This window comes from Streptomyces sp. NPDC059009 (assembly GCF_042740175.1).
In the GTDB taxonomy this organism is placed as follows: Bacteria; Actinomycetota; Actinomycetes; order Streptomycetales; family Streptomycetaceae; genus Streptomyces.
In genome coordinates this window covers 38,478-53,599 of the sequence record NZ_JBHYJB010000032.1, presented here as the reverse complement: position 1 = coordinate 53,599, position 15,122 = coordinate 38,478, and the positions used below count along the sequence as shown (strand labels likewise).

Annotated in this window: 12 protein-coding genes; 3 read left to right on the top strand and 9 right to left on the bottom strand. The window is 74.2% G+C overall.

Features of this window, described 5'->3' with window-relative positions:
• Positions 1-77 precede the first annotated feature (77 nt).
• Positions 78-2,126 carry an ABC transporter ATP-binding protein gene (locus ACFWYM_RS29030; RefSeq protein WP_384843579.1) on the top strand — a complete coding sequence of 683 codons (2,049 nt, stop codon included), beginning with the start codon at positions 78-80 and terminating at the stop codon, positions 2,124-2,126.
• Here the strand turns inward: ACFWYM_RS29030 and ACFWYM_RS29025 are convergent.
• From ACFWYM_RS29025 to ACFWYM_RS29010, 4 genes are all read right to left on the bottom strand, one after another.
• The gene (locus tag ACFWYM_RS29025; protein WP_384843576.1) at positions 2,071-2,253 is read right to left on the bottom strand and encodes a hypothetical protein; all 183 of its coding nucleotides are present in this window, start codon (positions 2,251-2,253) and stop codon (positions 2,071-2,073) included. The two genes, ACFWYM_RS29030 and ACFWYM_RS29025, sit on opposite strands and share 56 nt — an antisense overlap.
• A gap of 118 nt (positions 2,254-2,371) precedes the next feature.
• Positions 2,372-3,055 (bottom strand): DUF899 domain-containing protein, encoded by a 684-nt coding sequence (locus tag ACFWYM_RS29020; RefSeq protein ID WP_384843573.1) that lies wholly within the window; start codon positions 3,053-3,055, stop codon positions 2,372-2,374.
• Between the two features lie 148 nt (positions 3,056-3,203).
• Entirely contained in the window at positions 3,204-4,412 is a 1,209-nt protein-coding gene (locus tag ACFWYM_RS29015; protein ID WP_384843570.1) for a cytochrome P450, read from the bottom strand.
• Positions 4,413-4,477: 65 nt separating this feature from the next.
• A complete protein-coding gene (locus ACFWYM_RS29010) occupies positions 4,478-5,983 on the bottom strand; it encodes an amidohydrolase (RefSeq protein ID WP_384843567.1) in 1,506 nt (501 codons plus the stop codon).
• A gap of 107 nt (positions 5,984-6,090) precedes the next feature.
• Here ACFWYM_RS29010 and ACFWYM_RS29005 point away from each other — a divergent pair, with 107 nt between their 5' ends.
• Positions 6,091-7,053 carry an endonuclease/exonuclease/phosphatase family protein gene (locus ACFWYM_RS29005; RefSeq protein ID WP_384843565.1) on the top strand — a complete coding sequence of 321 codons (963 nt, stop codon included), beginning with the start codon at positions 6,091-6,093 and terminating at the stop codon, positions 7,051-7,053.
• Positions 7,054-7,149: 96 nt separating this feature from the next.
• On the opposite strand, the gene ACFWYM_RS29000 is transcribed toward ACFWYM_RS29005, so the two are convergent.
• Positions 7,150-8,214, bottom strand: a complete 1,065-nt coding sequence (locus ACFWYM_RS29000) for a phosphatidylinositol-specific phospholipase C domain-containing protein (RefSeq protein ID WP_384843562.1) — start codon at positions 8,212-8,214, stop codon at positions 7,150-7,152.
• 222 nt (positions 8,215-8,436) lie between these two features.
• Here ACFWYM_RS29000 and ACFWYM_RS28995 point away from each other — a divergent pair, with 222 nt between their 5' ends.
• Positions 8,437-8,898, top strand: a complete 462-nt coding sequence (locus ACFWYM_RS28995; protein ID WP_384843559.1) for a DUF3574 domain-containing protein — start codon at positions 8,437-8,439, stop codon at positions 8,896-8,898.
• A 51-nt stretch (positions 8,899-8,949) separates the two neighbouring features.
• Here ACFWYM_RS28995 and ACFWYM_RS28990 read toward each other — a convergent pair whose 3' ends face one another.
• The 4 genes from ACFWYM_RS28990 to ACFWYM_RS28975 form a co-directional block, all read right to left on the bottom strand.
• Positions 8,950-9,798 (bottom strand): nucleotidyltransferase domain-containing protein, encoded by an 849-nt coding sequence (locus tag ACFWYM_RS28990; protein ID WP_384843556.1) that lies wholly within the window; start codon positions 9,796-9,798, stop codon positions 8,950-8,952.
• An 18-nt stretch (positions 9,799-9,816) separates the two neighbouring features.
• A complete protein-coding gene (locus ACFWYM_RS28985) occupies positions 9,817-10,257 on the bottom strand; it encodes a hypothetical protein (RefSeq protein WP_384843554.1) in 441 nt (146 codons plus the stop codon).
• A 50-nt stretch (positions 10,258-10,307) separates the two neighbouring features.
• Positions 10,308-12,041: an SWIM zinc finger family protein gene (locus ACFWYM_RS28980; RefSeq protein ID WP_384843551.1), complete on the bottom strand. Its 1,734-nt coding sequence runs from the start codon at positions 12,039-12,041 to the stop codon at positions 10,308-10,310.
• A gap of 140 nt (positions 12,042-12,181) precedes the next feature.
• A complete protein-coding gene (locus ACFWYM_RS28975; protein ID WP_384843548.1) occupies positions 12,182-15,103 on the bottom strand; it encodes a DEAD/DEAH box helicase in 2,922 nt (973 codons plus the stop codon).
• Positions 15,104-15,122 lie beyond the last annotated feature (19 nt).

Genomic DNA, 15,122 nt, shown 5'->3' with positions numbered 1-15,122 from the left:
GCGGAGTGGGCGCGCGCCCTGCCCCCGCCCGGCGGCCACCGCGATAGTGGCCGTCCACTCCGGCGAGCGGAGGTTTGATGGACGAAGCCCACGAAACACCCACCGACCAGCAAGGGAGCACCATCAACACACCACCCCCACCCGGGACTTCGGAGTCCGAACAGCTGCTCTTCGGCGGACCGCTGCGCTACGACACCGGCTGGGCGCAGCACGAGGAGGCGTTCCTGCAGCTGGGTCTGCGCTCGATGCTGCGCCGGCTGCCCGCCCTGCTCGGCGCCAGCTTCCGGCTCGCCTGGCGGGCCGACCGGCAGGCCGCCCGCATCGTCCTCGGCGCCGAGGTGGCCCGCGGGCTCGCCCAGGCGGTGAGCCTGCTCGCGGTCAACAGCGTCCTGGCCCGCCTGATGACGAACGTGCCGATCGCCGACCGGCTGCGCGGCGCGGCGCCCGCCCTCATCACGATGGCCTCGGTGCTGCTCGTCTCGGCGCTGCTGCGCGCCGCGTCGACGTATGCGACGGGCCGTCTGGAGCCGAAGGTCGAACGGGTCGCCACCGAGCAGTACTTGGAGCGCGCCGCGGCCGTGGAGCTCGCCGCCATCGAGGACGAGGCGTTCCACAAGCTCCTGGACACCGCGCAGTACGGGGCGGCCTCGGCCCGCCGCATGATCGCCATCGCGACGCGCGTGGTGAACGCGGCGATCTCGCTGATCGCGGCGGCCAGTGTGCTCACCGTCCTGCACCCGGTCCTGTTACCGCTCCTGGTGACGATGACGCTGCCGAGCGCGTGGAGCGCCCTGACCATCGCCCGGCGCCGCTACCGCTCCTTCCACGCGTGGATCCAGCACGCCCGCGCGGGCCGCCTGATCAGCGGCCTGCTCACGGAGGCGGCCGCGGCGCCGGAGATCCGGGTGCACGGCGTGGGTCCGTTCCTGCTGCGGCACTTCCGCTCGATGTCGGAGGCGGCGGAGACGGAGCAGGCCCGGCTCGCCCGGCTCGCGGCCCGCACCGGCCTGATCGCGGCGGCCTGGACGGGACTCGCGACGGCCGCGACCTACGCCACGCTCGGGCTGCTGCTGCTCGCCGGGGCGATGGCCCTGTCCGTGGCGGGCACCGCCGTCCTCGCGATCCGCAGCGGCTCCGCGAACCTCGACACCCTCGTCCTGGAGATCAACTCCCTGCACGAGGACGCCCTGTTCGTCGGCGATCTGGACCGGCTGTACGTGGAGGCTGCGCGCCGCGCCATCCCGGAGGGCGGCACCGAACTGCCCGCGGAACCACGGGAGATCACGTTCGAGCACGTCACGTTCCGCTACCCGGGCAGCAAGAGCCGCAGGGACGCGCTCAGCGACGTGTCGCTGACCCTGCCCACCGGGAAGATCATCGCGCTCGTCGGGGAGAACGGCTCGGGCAAGACGACGCTGGTGAAGCTGCTCGCCGGGCTCTACGCCCCGCAGCACGGCCGGATCCTGTGGGACGGCGTGGACGCGGCGGACGCGGACCGCCGCCGGCTCGCCGAGCGCATCGCGATGGTGGCGCAGGACTTCAAGCGGTGGCCGTTCACGGCGCGCGTGAACATCGCGATCGGCCGCTCCGACGCGGAGCGCACGGAGGACCGCCTGGGCGCCGCCGTGGCCGAGGCGGGCGCGGGCGACGTCGTCGCGGACCTGCCGCGCGGCCTGGACACGCTGCTCGCCCGCGCCTTCACCGGCGGCCACGAGCTGTCGGGCGGCCAGTGGCAGCGCCTCGGCATCGCACGGGCCGCCTACCGGCGCGGCAGCATCCTCGTCGTGGACGAGCCGACGGCCGCCCTGGACGCCCGCGCCGAGCTCGAAGTCTTCGAGAAGATAAGGGCGTTGGCGGGCACCGGGCAGACCGTCATCCTCATCACGCACCGCCTCGCGTCCGTGCGCCACGCGGACCTCGTGCACGTCCTCGAAGGGGGCCGCGTGGTGGAGTCCGGCACCCCGGACGAGCTGCTCGCCACCGGCGGGGTGTACGCGGAGCTGTACGGGCTCCAGGCGGAGCAGTTCACGAGGCCGGCGCAGGTGCCCGCCGAGGTGCCCGCCGCGGGTGCTACGCCGCCACGGCCTCCTCGGGCTCCCGCACGATCACCAGGAAGGCGTCCGTAGCCAGGTCCATCACCACTTCGGCGTCCCGCCCGGCGCAGCGCAGCTCGTGCGCGCACTCCTCCGCGGGCCACGAACCGCGCGGCCCGCCCGCAGGAAACCGCTGCACCACCACTCGCTCGTTCATCATCACGTTGTCCCTGTCCCCCGTGTCGCTCGGTTCTCTCGTACGAGAACCGTTCTACCGATGAGAACGCACCGAGCCGTCACGAGAGCTCTCAACGTGACCAAACCGACACGGAGTTGAGTCAGTCCTCGTACTCGTCGTGGTATCGCACCCGTGGGCTGCCCGCCGGGGCGCCGAGGCCCGAGGCGCGGCCCGTCGGCATCTCCCACTCCTCCTGCCGCCCGAGCGCCGTGAGGTCGAGCAGGCTGGTGGTGGAGCCGAGTCCGTCCAGGCCGCGGGCGAACGTCGCGTACGTGTGGAAGACGCGGTCGCCGTCCCGCAGGAAGCAGCTGATCGCGGGAACGTCGTGGGGCTCCTCGCGGTACGAGGCGCCGAAGTCGTAGTTGAAGTCGCCGCCGTCGGTCGAGAACCACGGCACCGTCCAGCCCATACGGGACTTGAAGTGCAGGAGCTTGGTGTACGGGGCGCGGGAGACGGCCACGAAGTTCGTGCCCCGGGCCCGCAGGTGCGCGAGGTGCCCGATCTGGTCGAGGAAGCCGGAGCAGCTGGTGCAGCCCGCGTCCCACTCGGGGGCGAACATGAAGTGGTAGACGACGAGTTGGTCCCGGCCGTCGAAGAGGTCGAGCAGCGTGGCCTTGCCGTCGGATCCGTCGAAGTAGTACTCCTTGCCGACCTCGACCATCGGCAGCCCGCGCCGCTCGGCGTTGAGCGCGTCGCGGGCACGGGTGGCGGCCTTCTCCTTGGCGAGCAGCTCGTCCCGTGCGACCTGCCACTCCGCGCGCGAGACGATGCGGGGAAGTCCCATGGTGTGTCTCCTGAACCCTTCGGGGACGTACTCCTTCGAAGGGGTGGACCGGCGGGCTTGCCCGAACTCATCGCTCGCGGCGGAGGAATTCCAAGAACTTTCCCGAAGGCCGAGGACGGCAGACGGCAGACGGCAGACCACGAACTCTTCAGAAGACCACGGGGAGGGCGGTCAGCCCGCGCGCCCGCATCGAGGGCCGCCAGGCCAGCTCGTCCGGCTTCGCGTCGAGGGCGAGGTCCGGGAAGCGTTCGAGGAGCGCGCCGAGGGCGATCTGTGTCTCCAGGCGGGCCAGCGGTGCGCCGAGGCAGTGGTGGACGCCGTGCCCGAGGGTGAGGTGACCGCTCGCGTCCCGGCCGAGGTCGAGCCGGTCGGGGTCCGCGAAGCGGTGCGGGTCGCGGTTGGCCCCGGCGATCGAGAGCAGGACGGTCTCACCGGCGGGCACGGTGACCCCGGCGATGCGCACGTCCTCGACGGGGAAGCGTCGGATGGCGAGCGGCACGGGACCGTCGTAGCGCTGCAACTCCTCGACCGCGGCGGGGAGTCGGGACGGGTCCGCGCGCAGGACGGCGAGCTGTTCGGGGTGGCTGAGCAGGGCGAGGACCGCGTTGCCGATGAGCTGGACCGTGTTCTCGTAACCGGCGAAGAGGATGAGGAACGCGAGCGACATCAGCTCGTCCTCGGTGAGCCGGTCGCCGCCCTCGTCGCGCGCGGCGATCAGGTCGGAGAGCAGGTCGTCGCCGGGGTGGGCGCGCTTGTCGGCGAGCAGCCGCGTGAAGAAGCCGAGGATGGCGCCGACCGCCTCCTTCGCGCGGGCCCCGGCGTCCGGCTGCGCCGGGTCGGGGGCGATCACCGCGTCCCACCACTCCCGGAAGTCGCGCCGGTCCCCCTCGGGCACGCCGAGGAGGTCGCAGATGACGACGATGGGCAGCGGGGCGGCGTACGCGGCGATCAGGTCGGCGCGGCCGAGGGGTGCCATCGCGTCGAGCAGGGCGTCGGCGGTGCGCCGCACGGGGGCGCGCAGCTGCTCGACGCGGCGCCGGGTGAAGGCGCGGGCGACCAGGGACCGGATGCGGGTGTGGTCCGGCGGGTCCATGTTGAGGAGGTTCGCGTCGAGGGCGGGCGGCAGCGCGAGACCCTGGTAACTCCCGGGCAGCGCATGCCTCTTGTCGAGCGAGAGCAGCGGGTTCGCGAGCCCCTCGCGCACGTCCTCGTACCGGGTGACCAGCCAGGCGAGCCGTCCGTCCGTCCCGGTGACGCGCATGACGGGAGCCGTGTCGCGCAGCCGGGCCGTGGTGCCGTACAGGTCGTGGAGGAGGCCGTCGGCGGGGTCTTCGGGGGCGTGGTGCGAGGTGGTCATGTTCCCCACCCTAGGTCGCGCCCTCGGCACCCCGGCCCGCGCCCTCAGCACCTCCGGCCGCCGCCTCAGCTCTCGTACTGCTGGATCCGCCGCCCGTGCCCCCGCTCCACGAGGGCGGGCAGCCGCTCCTCCAACTCCCTTGCGGTCTCCGGCACATCGACGGTCAGCAGCTCCCCGTCCCGCATCAGGATCCGACCGTCGACGATCGTGGTGCGCACGTCGGCGGAGCGGGCGCTGTGCACGAGGGTCGCGGCGAGGTCGTGCACGGGACGGGTGTGCGGTCCGGTGAGGTCGACGAGGATGATGTCGGCGCGGCGCCCGGCCGCGAGGGAGCCGATGTGCCCGCCGAGGCCGACGGCGCGGGCGCTCTGCAGCGTTGCGTGGTGCAGGGCTTGACGGGACGTCAGCCAGGTGGGGTCGCGTTCGGCGTGCTTCTGGGTGAGCGCGGTGAGGGCCATGGACTCCCAGACGTCGAGGGAGTTGTTGGAGGCCGCGCCGTCCGTGGCGAGCCCGACGGGGACGCCGATCCGGGCGAGGGCGCGCACCGGGGTCGGGTCCCAGCCGAAGCGCAGATAGGTGCGGGGCGCCGAGGCCACGGCGACGCGTCCGGCGGCGCGGGTGAGCACGGGCAGGTCGCGCTCCAGGATGCCGGTGCCGTGGGCGATGAGCAGGTCGATGCCGGTGTCGGTGCTGGTCCCGGTGCCGGTGCCGGTGCCGGTGCCGCTTTCGCCGTTACCGTCGCCGTCGCCGTCGCCGTCGAGCAGTCCCGCGCGGGCGAGGACCTCGATGGGGGTGAGGCCGTGCCGGGCCAGGCTCTGCTCGGTCTGGGCGCGGTCCTCGGCGGCGTGCAGATGGACCGGCAGGCCGTGTTCGCGGGCGAGTCGGGCGGTCGCGGCGAGGTCGGCGTCGTCCACGGTGTACGGGGCGTGCGGCGCCAGACACGTCGTGACGCGCCCGCCGGCGTCCCCACGCCTGCGCAGCGCGAAGTCCAGCGAGGCGGCGCGCCCCTCGGGCCCCTGCGAGGAGAAGAACGCCTGCCCGAGCAGCGCCCGCATCCCGCTCTCGGCCACCACGTCGGCGACGGCGTCCATCGCGAAGTAGTGGTCGGCGAAGCAGGTGACGCCGCCCCGGATCAGCTCGGCGCAGGCGAGCCGCGCGCCGAGCGTCACGTCGCGCTCGGTGAGGTTCGACTCGACGGGCCAGATCAGCTCGTTGAACCAGGTGTCGATCGGCACGTCCTCGGCGAGTCCGCGCAGGGCCACCATCGGGCTGTGCGTATGGCAGTTGACGAGTCCGGGGAGGGCGACCAGGCCGCGGCCGTCGAGGTGCTCTACGGCGTCCGGGGTGTCCGGGGCGTGTGGGGTGTCCCGGGTGTCCGGGGTGTCCGGGGCATCCCGGTTCCCGGGGGCGGGCGGCGCGTCGCCCCCGGCTGTCACCGATTCGATCACCCCGTCCCGTACGACGACGGTGGCGTCCTCGACGAAGCCGACGCGCTCCTCGGCGTCGTGCACGAGGGCCGTGCAGCCCGTGATGACGAGGTCGGCGGGGCCGGGTGCGGGATGCGGCGTCATGCGCTCACGGTACTGGGGCTACGCATCCGCGCCGCCCGGCTGGGCGGCGGGCGCGTTCGCGAGCACTCTGGCGGTGCGGCGGTCAACTACCGGACAGGGGACCCGACATGCTCATCGGCACCTGGAACCTGGAGAACCTCTACCGGCCCGGCGGCGCGTTCGGGCCCAAGGACAAGGTCACGTACGAGCGGAAGCTGACCTCGCTCGCAGCGATGCTGCGCGCCCTCGACCCGGTGCTCCTGGGGGTGCAGGAGGTCGGCGAACCGGCGGCCCTCGACGACCTCCTGGGCCTCCTCGACGGCACCTGGCACGCCACGCTCTCCCAGCACCCGGACGCCCGGGGCATCCGCGTCGGCTTCCTCAGCCGCACCCCGCTCGCCGTCCTCGCCGACGAGCCCGCCTTCCCCGCTCCCCTGCGCCCGGTCCAGACGGACGACTCCACGACGGACGTGGCGCGGCTCAGCCGGGGCGCGCTCTCGGTGAGCCTGCTGACGCGGGCCATCGCCCTGGACGCGACCGTCTGCCACCTCAAGTCGAAGCTGCTGTCCTATCCGGGCGGCCGGTTCCAGCCGCACGACGAGGGCGAGCGGGCCAGGTTCGGCGCGTACGCGCTGTTCCGCAGGGCCGCCGAGGCGACGGCGGTGCGCGGCCTCGCCGACCGGATGCTGCACGGCGACGGCCGCGAGCACTCCTGCGTGGTCCTCGGCGACCTCAACGACGAGGCGGCCGCCGCGACCACGCAGATCCTGCTCGGCCCGCCCGGCTCGGAGCTCGGCACCCCCGGCTTCGAGCACCCGGACAAGGGCGACCTGTTCCGCCTCTGGAACGTGGCCGAGCTGATCCCGCCGGGCCGCCGCTTCTCCCGGGTGCACTCCGGGCGCCGTGAGCTGATCGACCATGTCCTGGTCAGCAAGCGGCTGTTGGGGCAGGTGACGGAGGCGGGCACGGGCGCCCCGGACGCGCCGGTCGCCCCCGAGCTGCCGTCGGTGACCGACGAGCCGCAGGAGCGGCGGGACGCGCCCGCGTCGGACCACGCGCCCGTGTGGATCAGGGTCCGGCCCCCGGTCTGAGCCCGCACCGGACGCGGCTCGGCCCCGGCTCGACCCGGCTCGGCCGCGGACTGCTTCCTCAACCACGGACTGCTTCCTCAACCGCGGGCTGCTTCCTCAGCCGCGCGGCAGGACGGAGCCGAGCACGCCGGGCAGCGGATACCAGTCGGCCGACACGACGCTGGCGTTGGCGCGCGCGAGCAGCGCGACGCGCTCGCGCGCCTGGGCCTCGGTCGGGTGGACCCCGTCGATGGCCGGGGGCACGTTCTGGGCGTCGGTCATCACGAGGAGGTAGCGCCGGTCGAGGTACCAGCGGGTGTCGATGGTGCCGTTCGCGTACGTGGCGGCGTCCCCGTCGAAGACGACGAACCAGGGCCTGATCGAGGCGTCCTCGTACCGCGTACGGGGATCCCCCGCCGCCGCGCCGAGCACCGCGGGGAACGCGGCGGCGTCCCCGATCCGCCCCGCGCTCGCGAGGTCACGCAGATGCGTGGCGTACTCACGGTCGGTCCACAGCTTGTCGGCGGGGTTGCCCTGCTCGACGGTGCCCGGGATGAGGTCGAAGACGAACTTCCCGGCGAGCGCGCTGCGCGAGGGCCAGCCGTCCGCGCGCACGGCCTCGTCGAGGGTGGCGTGCCGCCCCGCGGTGAGGTCGGCGGGCCGGTACAGGGCGTCCCCGAGCTTGCTCCGCAGCAGCGCGTCCAGCTCGGCGGGCCCGCGCCCGTTCCTGGCCTGGAACCCGTCCTTCATCTCGACCTTGACCAGGATCGGCCGGTGCCCGGGGTGGGCGTCGTGCCAGGCCCGCAGGTCCGCGAGGCATCCGTCGAGCCGCTGGTCGCGGGGCTTGGTGCGCAGCTCGCCGGGACCGGCGGCGTTCTCGCAGTTGTTGTCGTTCCCGATCGGGTTGCTGTGCGAGACGCGCCAGCCGCCGCCGAACACATTGGTCCACACGTCGAGTTCGAGCATCCCGGCGCCGGAGTCGAGGGCGTCGGCGAGGTAGGGGTACTTGGCCTTCTCGTAGGCGTTGTGCATGCCGACGGCGGTGGTGGCGGAGTAGGCGTCGTCGGCGGCACGGGTGCGGGTTGCGGTGGCTGCGGTGGCCTCCGCCGGTCCGGGCAAGAGCGTGGCGCCCGCCGCCGCGAGGGCGACGAGAACCGCTCCCGTACGTGTACGTGTGGTCATGCGCACCGTGCGTCTCCTCCGCCTCACGGGATGGTTCAAGTCCCGTGCAACGTACGGGAGTCGGGTGACGCGTGGGAAGACGACGGCTTACCACCAGGGGGGAGGAATCCGGTCGTGCTCCGGCGATCACGGATGCGGGGTGCCCGGCCTCCTCTAGCGTGTGCGCTCGCACCGCACCGGCGTGTCAGTACGCGCGTCACCACCAGGAAAGGGAACCGCCCCATGGCCCTCACCCTCACGCTCACCGGCCCCCGCATCGCCGCCCTCGCCACGACCGCGGTCCTGGCGATCGGAACCCCGACGGCATACGCCGCGCTGGACTCCGACTCGGGTTCGGCGACGGCGAAGCGGGGCGCGCCCTACGTCGAGACCCGCCTCTTCTTCGGCACGGAACGCCCCGACGGCGGCCCCGCGGTGACGGACAAGCAGTTCATGTCGTTCGTCAACGAGGAGGTCACGCCGAGCTTCCCCGACGGGCTGACCGTGCAGAACGGCCGCGGCCAGTGGCGGGACTCCAACGGAAAGATCGAGCGCGAGCGTTCGTACGAGCTGATCCTGATGTACCCGACGGCCGAGGCCGCCAAGAGGGATCCTCAGATCGAGACGATCCGCAAGGAGTACCGGCGGATGTACGCGCAGGACTCGGTGGCGAGGTCGGACGACCGGACGCGGGTGGACTTCTGACCTGCTGGTCCTCGCCGGACTCCCCTTACTGGTCCCCTTGGACCGCCGCTCCTACTGGACCCCTTGGACCGCCGCCTCGAACAGGGCCCGCGCCTCGTCGACGGTGGCGGTCAGCTCCTCCGCCCCCGGGTTCTCACCCATCCCCGCAAGGACGGCGTCGACCCCGCGCAGCCCGGCCCGCTCCAACAGCCGCTTCTCGTTGGTGACCCACTCCCCGCGCGCGGCGAGCACCGCGTGGGCGCACTCCAGGGCGGCGACGGCGAGCGCCCCCGAGACCTCGGTGCGCTGCCCGCGCGGGGCGCTGTTGTCGCGCGCGTACTGGAGGGTCTGCCGGGCCCGCTCCCACCACACGCCGGGCGCGGCTTCACGGAGGGCCTTCGGATAGCCGTCGATCACGGGCAGCTCCCCCGCGCCCCGCAGCACGCGGTTGACGGCCAGCTCGGCGACGAGGAGACAGCCGGGGATCCCGGCGAGGTGGAACATCAGCGGCTCCCACCGGAACCGCCCCTGCTCCGCCTCCGCCAACTCCCGCTCGACGGCGTCGAGATCGCGGTAGTGCACATCGACGCGGCGCCCGTCGACGGCGAGCCAGGCACCCCCGTTGAAGACGCCCCCGCCCCATGCGCCGAGCTCGGAGACCTCGCCTTCCCACCCGATGGCTCGCAGATCGGCGGGGTCGAAGGGGGCAGAGGAAGCGGAGGGAGCGGAGGAAGCGAAGGTCTCGGCTCGCTGCCCCGCGCCCCGGTAGTAGACGGCAAGATCCCAGTCGCTGGCGTCGGTGTGGGTCCCCTGGGCGCGGGACCCGCCGAGGGTGACGGCGCGGACGCCGGGGAGGGCGGCGAGGCGGTCGGCCACGTGGTCGAGGAAGTCGGCGTCGTCCGCCCAAGTCCTTTTGTTCATACGCGGATTCTCACGCGCTCACTGCCGCGGCGGCCGCCCAATATTCACGTTGCTGAACGTGTGCCCCTGAAACACCGTGCCGTGCTGCACTCCACCGCTGACGGTGTTGTGCACGTCCCCGCCGCCCTGAGCCTGCTCGCCGCTCCCCAACTCGTCCAACAACGCCCGCAGTTCACGAGCCGCCTCCGGGTCGGCCCGCAGCGTCCGGCGCATCCGGCTCCGCCACTCCGCCAGGACGTCGGCCTGGGCGTCCTCGTCCTCGGCGTCGCGCGCGGCGACCAGCTCGTCCCTGGCCTCGTCCAGCTCCCCGGCGACCCCGGCGCCGTCCGCGTCGCCCTCACGCCCCCGGGCCAGCACTCGGGCCATCCGGTCCCGCACCCGCGTCCAGCCGTCGGTCACCATCTGCTGCACCAGGGCGGTCGCGCCGGCGGTGGCCAGGGCGGTCAACTCCGGGTCCATGGGGACTCCTTCGGCTCGGCCTCGGCTTCAGCTTCGGCTCAGCGGGCGTCTCACTCGCCACCGTATCCCGCCTCGCCCCTCGCGAGCAGTCCGTTCAGGACCCGCACCAGGTCTTCCCCGGCCTCCCCCTCCGGCCACCAGTCCTCCACCCCCGTCTCGCCGCGGTACGGATACCAGCGTCCGTCCCGCCCATAGCGCAGCTGCACCGAACCACCCTCGTCCGTCAGCCAGTTGTGCCGGACCGTCATGCGGGGCAGGCCCGCCGCGGCGAGGGTGGAGCGGGCGCGGTCGAAGGGTCCTGCGGGCGGGGCCCAGGGGGATTCGAGGGTGGCGAGCCCCTCTTCGCCGCCCTGCCTCCAGGCCGCTGCCGCGCGGGTGAGGTCGGTGGGGGTGCGGCCCACCGAGCGGGCCAGCTCGGCGAAGGGGCGGCTGAAGCTGCGGCGGCCGGTGAGGCCGGGGTGGGAGGCGGCCAGGCGGACCGCGTCGTGCCAGGGGTCGGGGGTGGCGAAGGGGGCGGTGCCTGCGGTGAGGTACGCGTGGGCGCGGGCCACCGCGTCCGTGGCGAGGAACTCCAGGGCGGCGGGGGCGGGGCCGCCCGCGACGTCCGGGTAGGCGGGGGCGGTGCCCGGGTGGGCGGGGGGTTCGAGGGGCGGCGGGAGCGGGGGGCGGTAGTCCGTGGCGAGGGCGGTGCGGGCGGGGGTGCCGGGGAGGGTGAGGGTGGTGGGGGCGTCGGAGGTGGGGACGTCTGAGGTGGGGACGCTGGGGGAGGATGCCGTGGGCGTGGAGGCCGAGGGAGTCGCTGTCGAGGGAGTCGCGGTCGGGGGCGTGGCTGTCAGGCGCGCGCCTGGCGAAGGCGCGCCTGCCGGGGACGCAGCTACCGAAGACACACCTACCGGAGGCCCAGCTACCGGAGACACGCCTACTGGGGACACAGCTACCGAAGACTCAGCTGCCGGGGACGTGCCTACCCGAGGCACGGCCGACGGGGACGCGGCCGCCGGAGGCATGGCTGCCGGAGACGTAGCTGCCATGGGCCCGGCCGCCGGAGACCCGACTGCCAGAGACTCCCCCACCGGAGACGCGGCCGCCACGGGCTCGCCCGCCGGAGACGCGGCGGGCAAGGCCGCAGCCGACGGCGACCCGGCTGCCCGGGTCCTGGCGTCCGCGGCCCTGGCCTGCTCCTCCGCCGCCGACCTCACCGCGTTGCGGTGCGCCAACTCCTCCAGGACGTCCGCCTCCTCGCCACCGCGCAGGAGCAGCAGGACGAAGGGGTCGGCGTCCAGGAGGCGGGCCGTCTGGTAGGCGAGGGCGGCCGCGTGCTTGCAGGGGTGGCCGCGGTCCGGGCAGGTGCAGGAAGGCTCCAACTCCCTTGCGGTGGGCAGGAGTTTGACGTCGGCCCGGACCGCCGCCCCGTTCAGGGCCTGCGGCACCTCCTTGTCGAGGAGGGCCAGCGTGTGGGCGGGGTTCTCGGTCACCACGTCCAGGAGGCGGGTCCAGCCCTCGGGGGTGAGGGTGCGCAGGCGGAGCTCGGCGCGGTAGGGACGGGGGCGGCTGCCGTGGACGTACGCCACGATGCGGCCGGGCGCGACGGTGATCGTGTCCACCGCGCCCTCCCGCGCATACGTGCGCCCGCGCGCAAGGCGGGCCTGGTCCAGGGCGCTCTCCTCCAGCGCGTCGATCCAGGCGTTGCCCCACCAGGAGGTCGAGAAGGGCGACTTGGGGTCCGCGCGCGGAGGCAGCGGCGGGAACACGCGTCCGCTGCCCATGCGGCTCGTCTCGCTCATGCCGTTGGCCCGCCCGAGGCCGTGCGGGCCCGAGCCGGTGCCGCGACCGGGACCGCGACCGAGGCCGGGGCCACGACCGGGGCCGGGGCCACGACCGGGGCCGGGGCCGGGGCCGGAGCCCACTTCCGAACCGGCGCCGTTCATGTCGCCCTCCGCAGTGACACCAGGTCCGCCAGCTCCGCGTCCGACAGCTCGGTCAGGGCCGCTTCGGCGCCGTCGCCCAGGATCGCGTCCGCCAGCGCCTGCTTGGCCGCGAGGAGTTCGGCGATGCGGTCCTCCACGGTGCCCTCGGTGATGAGGCGGTGGACCTGGACGGGCTGGGTCTGGCCGATGCGGTAGGCGCGGTCGGTGGCCTGCTCCTCCACGGCCGGGTTCCACCAGCGGTCGTAGTGGATGACGTGGCCCGCCCGGGTGAGGTTCAGGCCCGTGCCGGCCGCCTTGAGGGAGAGCAGGAACACAGGACTCTCGCCCGACTGGAAGCGGTCGACCATCTCCTGCCGTCGCGCCACCGGCGTGCCGCCGTGCAGGAGTTGGTGGGTGATCCCGCGCGCGGACAGGTGCGTTTCGAGGAGGCGGGCCATCTCCACGTACTGCGTGAAGATCAGGGTGGAGCCGTCTTCGGAGAGGATCGTGTCGAGGAGCTCGTCCAGGAGCTCCAGCTTCCCCGAGCGCGGGGCGCCCGCGCGCGTGGTGAGCGCGCCGTCCTTCAGGTACTGCGCCGGGTGGTTGCAGATCTGCTTCAGCGCCATCAGGAGCTTCATGACCAGGCCGCGGCGCGCCATGCCGTCCGACGCCTCGATGCGCGCGAGCGTCTCGCGCACCACCGCCTCGTAGAGCGACGCCTGTTCGCGGGTGAGCGGCGCGGGGTGGTCGGTCTCGGTCTTCGGCGGCAGCTCGGGGGCGATGCCGGGGTCGGACTTCTTGCGGCGCAGGAGGAAGGGGCGGACCAGGCGGGCCAGGCGCTCCGTCGCCGCGTCGGCCTCGTCCGAGGGCACCGTGCCGCCGCCCTCCACCAGGCGCGCGTGCCGGGACCGGAACGCCTTGAGGGGGCCGAGCAGTCCGGGCGTCGTCCAGTCCAGGAGGGCCCACAGCTCGGAGAGGTTGTTCTCCACGGGCGTGCCGGTGAGGGCCACGCGCGCGGGCGACGGGATGGTGCGGAGCGCCTTCGCGGTGGCGGCGTGCGGGTTCTTGACGTGCTGCGCCTCGTCCGCGACCACCAACCCCCAGTCCCGCCCGGCCAGTTCGGGCGCGCTCGTGCGCATCGTGCCGTACGTCGTGAGCACGAAGCCGCCGGTCACCGGCTCCAGGCTGCGGTCCGCGCCGTGGTAGCGGTGGACCGGGACGCCGGGCGCGAACCGCTCGATCTCCCGCTGCCAGTTGCCGAGCAGCGACGCCGGGCAGACCACGAGCGTCGGCTCGGGCCGCGCGCGGCGCAGGTGCAGGGCGATCAGCGTGACCGTCTTGCCGAGGCCCATGTCGTCGGCGAGACAGCAGCCGAGGCCGAGGGACGTCATGCGGTCCAGCCAGTCCAGGCCCCGGAGTTGATAGTCCCGGAGGGTCGCGGCGAGGCCGGGCGGGGGCTGTGTCGCACCCAGGGTGCCCGGCTCGGCGGTGACGCGGTCGCGGAGGCGGGCCAGGGCGCCCACGGGCACGACCCGCACCCGCTCGCCGTCCACGTCGGCGGCGCCGGTGAGCGCCACGGACAGGGCGTCGACCGGGTCCAGGAGACCGAGGTCCCGCTTGCGCGCCTTGCGGACGAGGTCGGGGTCGACCAGGACCCACTGGTCGCGGAGCCGGACGACGGGGCGGTGCGCCTCCGCGAGGAGGTCGAGCTCCGCCTCGGTCAGCGGCTCGGCGTCCGCCCCGATCGCCACCTCCCAGCGGAACTGGAGCAGTTCCTCCGTCTTGAAGAAGTCGAAGTTGTCCGCGGAGGTGCCGGGCGCCGCCCGCACCACGGCGGTCGCGGTGAGCCCGCGCGTGAGGTCGCGCGGCCAGTGGACGGTGACCCCGGCGGCGGCGAGCCTGCTCGCGGCGGCGCCCAGCAGCTCGTACAACTCCTGCTCGCCCAGCGGCAGTACGTCGGGCCGGGGCCGCTCCAGGATCCGGCCGAGCGGCGGCCAGACGCGGGCGGCGCGGCGCACGGCGAGCAGCGTGTCGACGCGGGCCCGGGGCCCGAAGTGGTCGGCGCCCGCCCAGAGCGCGGCGGCGTCCACGACCAGCGTCGGGTCGGCGAGGCTGTGCACCTGGAGCACGGCGGCGGCGACGCTTCGCCCCTCGGCACCGCTCCGCCGCTCCTCCCCGCCGTCCCTCTCCTCCCGGTCGTCCCCCTCGGCGTCGAACACCTCCGACGCCTTCAGGTCAAGGCGCAGCGAGATCCGCACGCCCGCGTCCGCCCCCGCCGCGACCTCGGCGGCCCAGTCCCGCGCGCCGGGCAGCCGCTGGGGCGCCCGGGCCGCGAAGGGGACGCCCGCTCCGGTGCGGGAGGTGAGGGCGCCCGCGGCGTGTTCGGCGGCCGGGGTGCGGGGCAGGCAGTCGGCCACCGCGTCGACGAACGCCCGGACCAGCGCGGTCGGTTCGGGCAGGAGCAGCGGCCTGCTGCCGGGCAGCGGCACCGCGTGCGACGCGGCGGGCAGCGCCGCGGCGATGGCGCGCAGGTGCGCGGCGTCCGCCGCGTCCAGCGGTCCGGCCCGCCACGCGTCCACGTCCCCGGCGGTGAGCCCGGGCAGGAGCTTGCCGCGCGCCGCGAGGTGCAGGGCGTGCCGGGCGACCGCGGCCCAGCAGGCGGTGCCGGGGTGCGGGCGGGCGGCGCCGAGGAGCAGCGGCAGGGCGTCGGCGACGGGCAGGAACAGGGCGGGCACGGTGCGCCTGCGCACGCCCTTGCCGTGCGGCCTGACGACGGTGAGCTCCCCCTCGTGCGCTCCCTCGTACGCTCCCTCGGACCCGCCCGCCGAAAGCACCTCACCGAGCACCTCACCCAGCGGCTCACCGTCCGGCCGCCAGAACGCCAGCCGCCCCTCCCGCGGCACCTCGGCCGGAAGGAAGACGGCGGCGCACGAACTCAACGACCGCACATCCCTCACC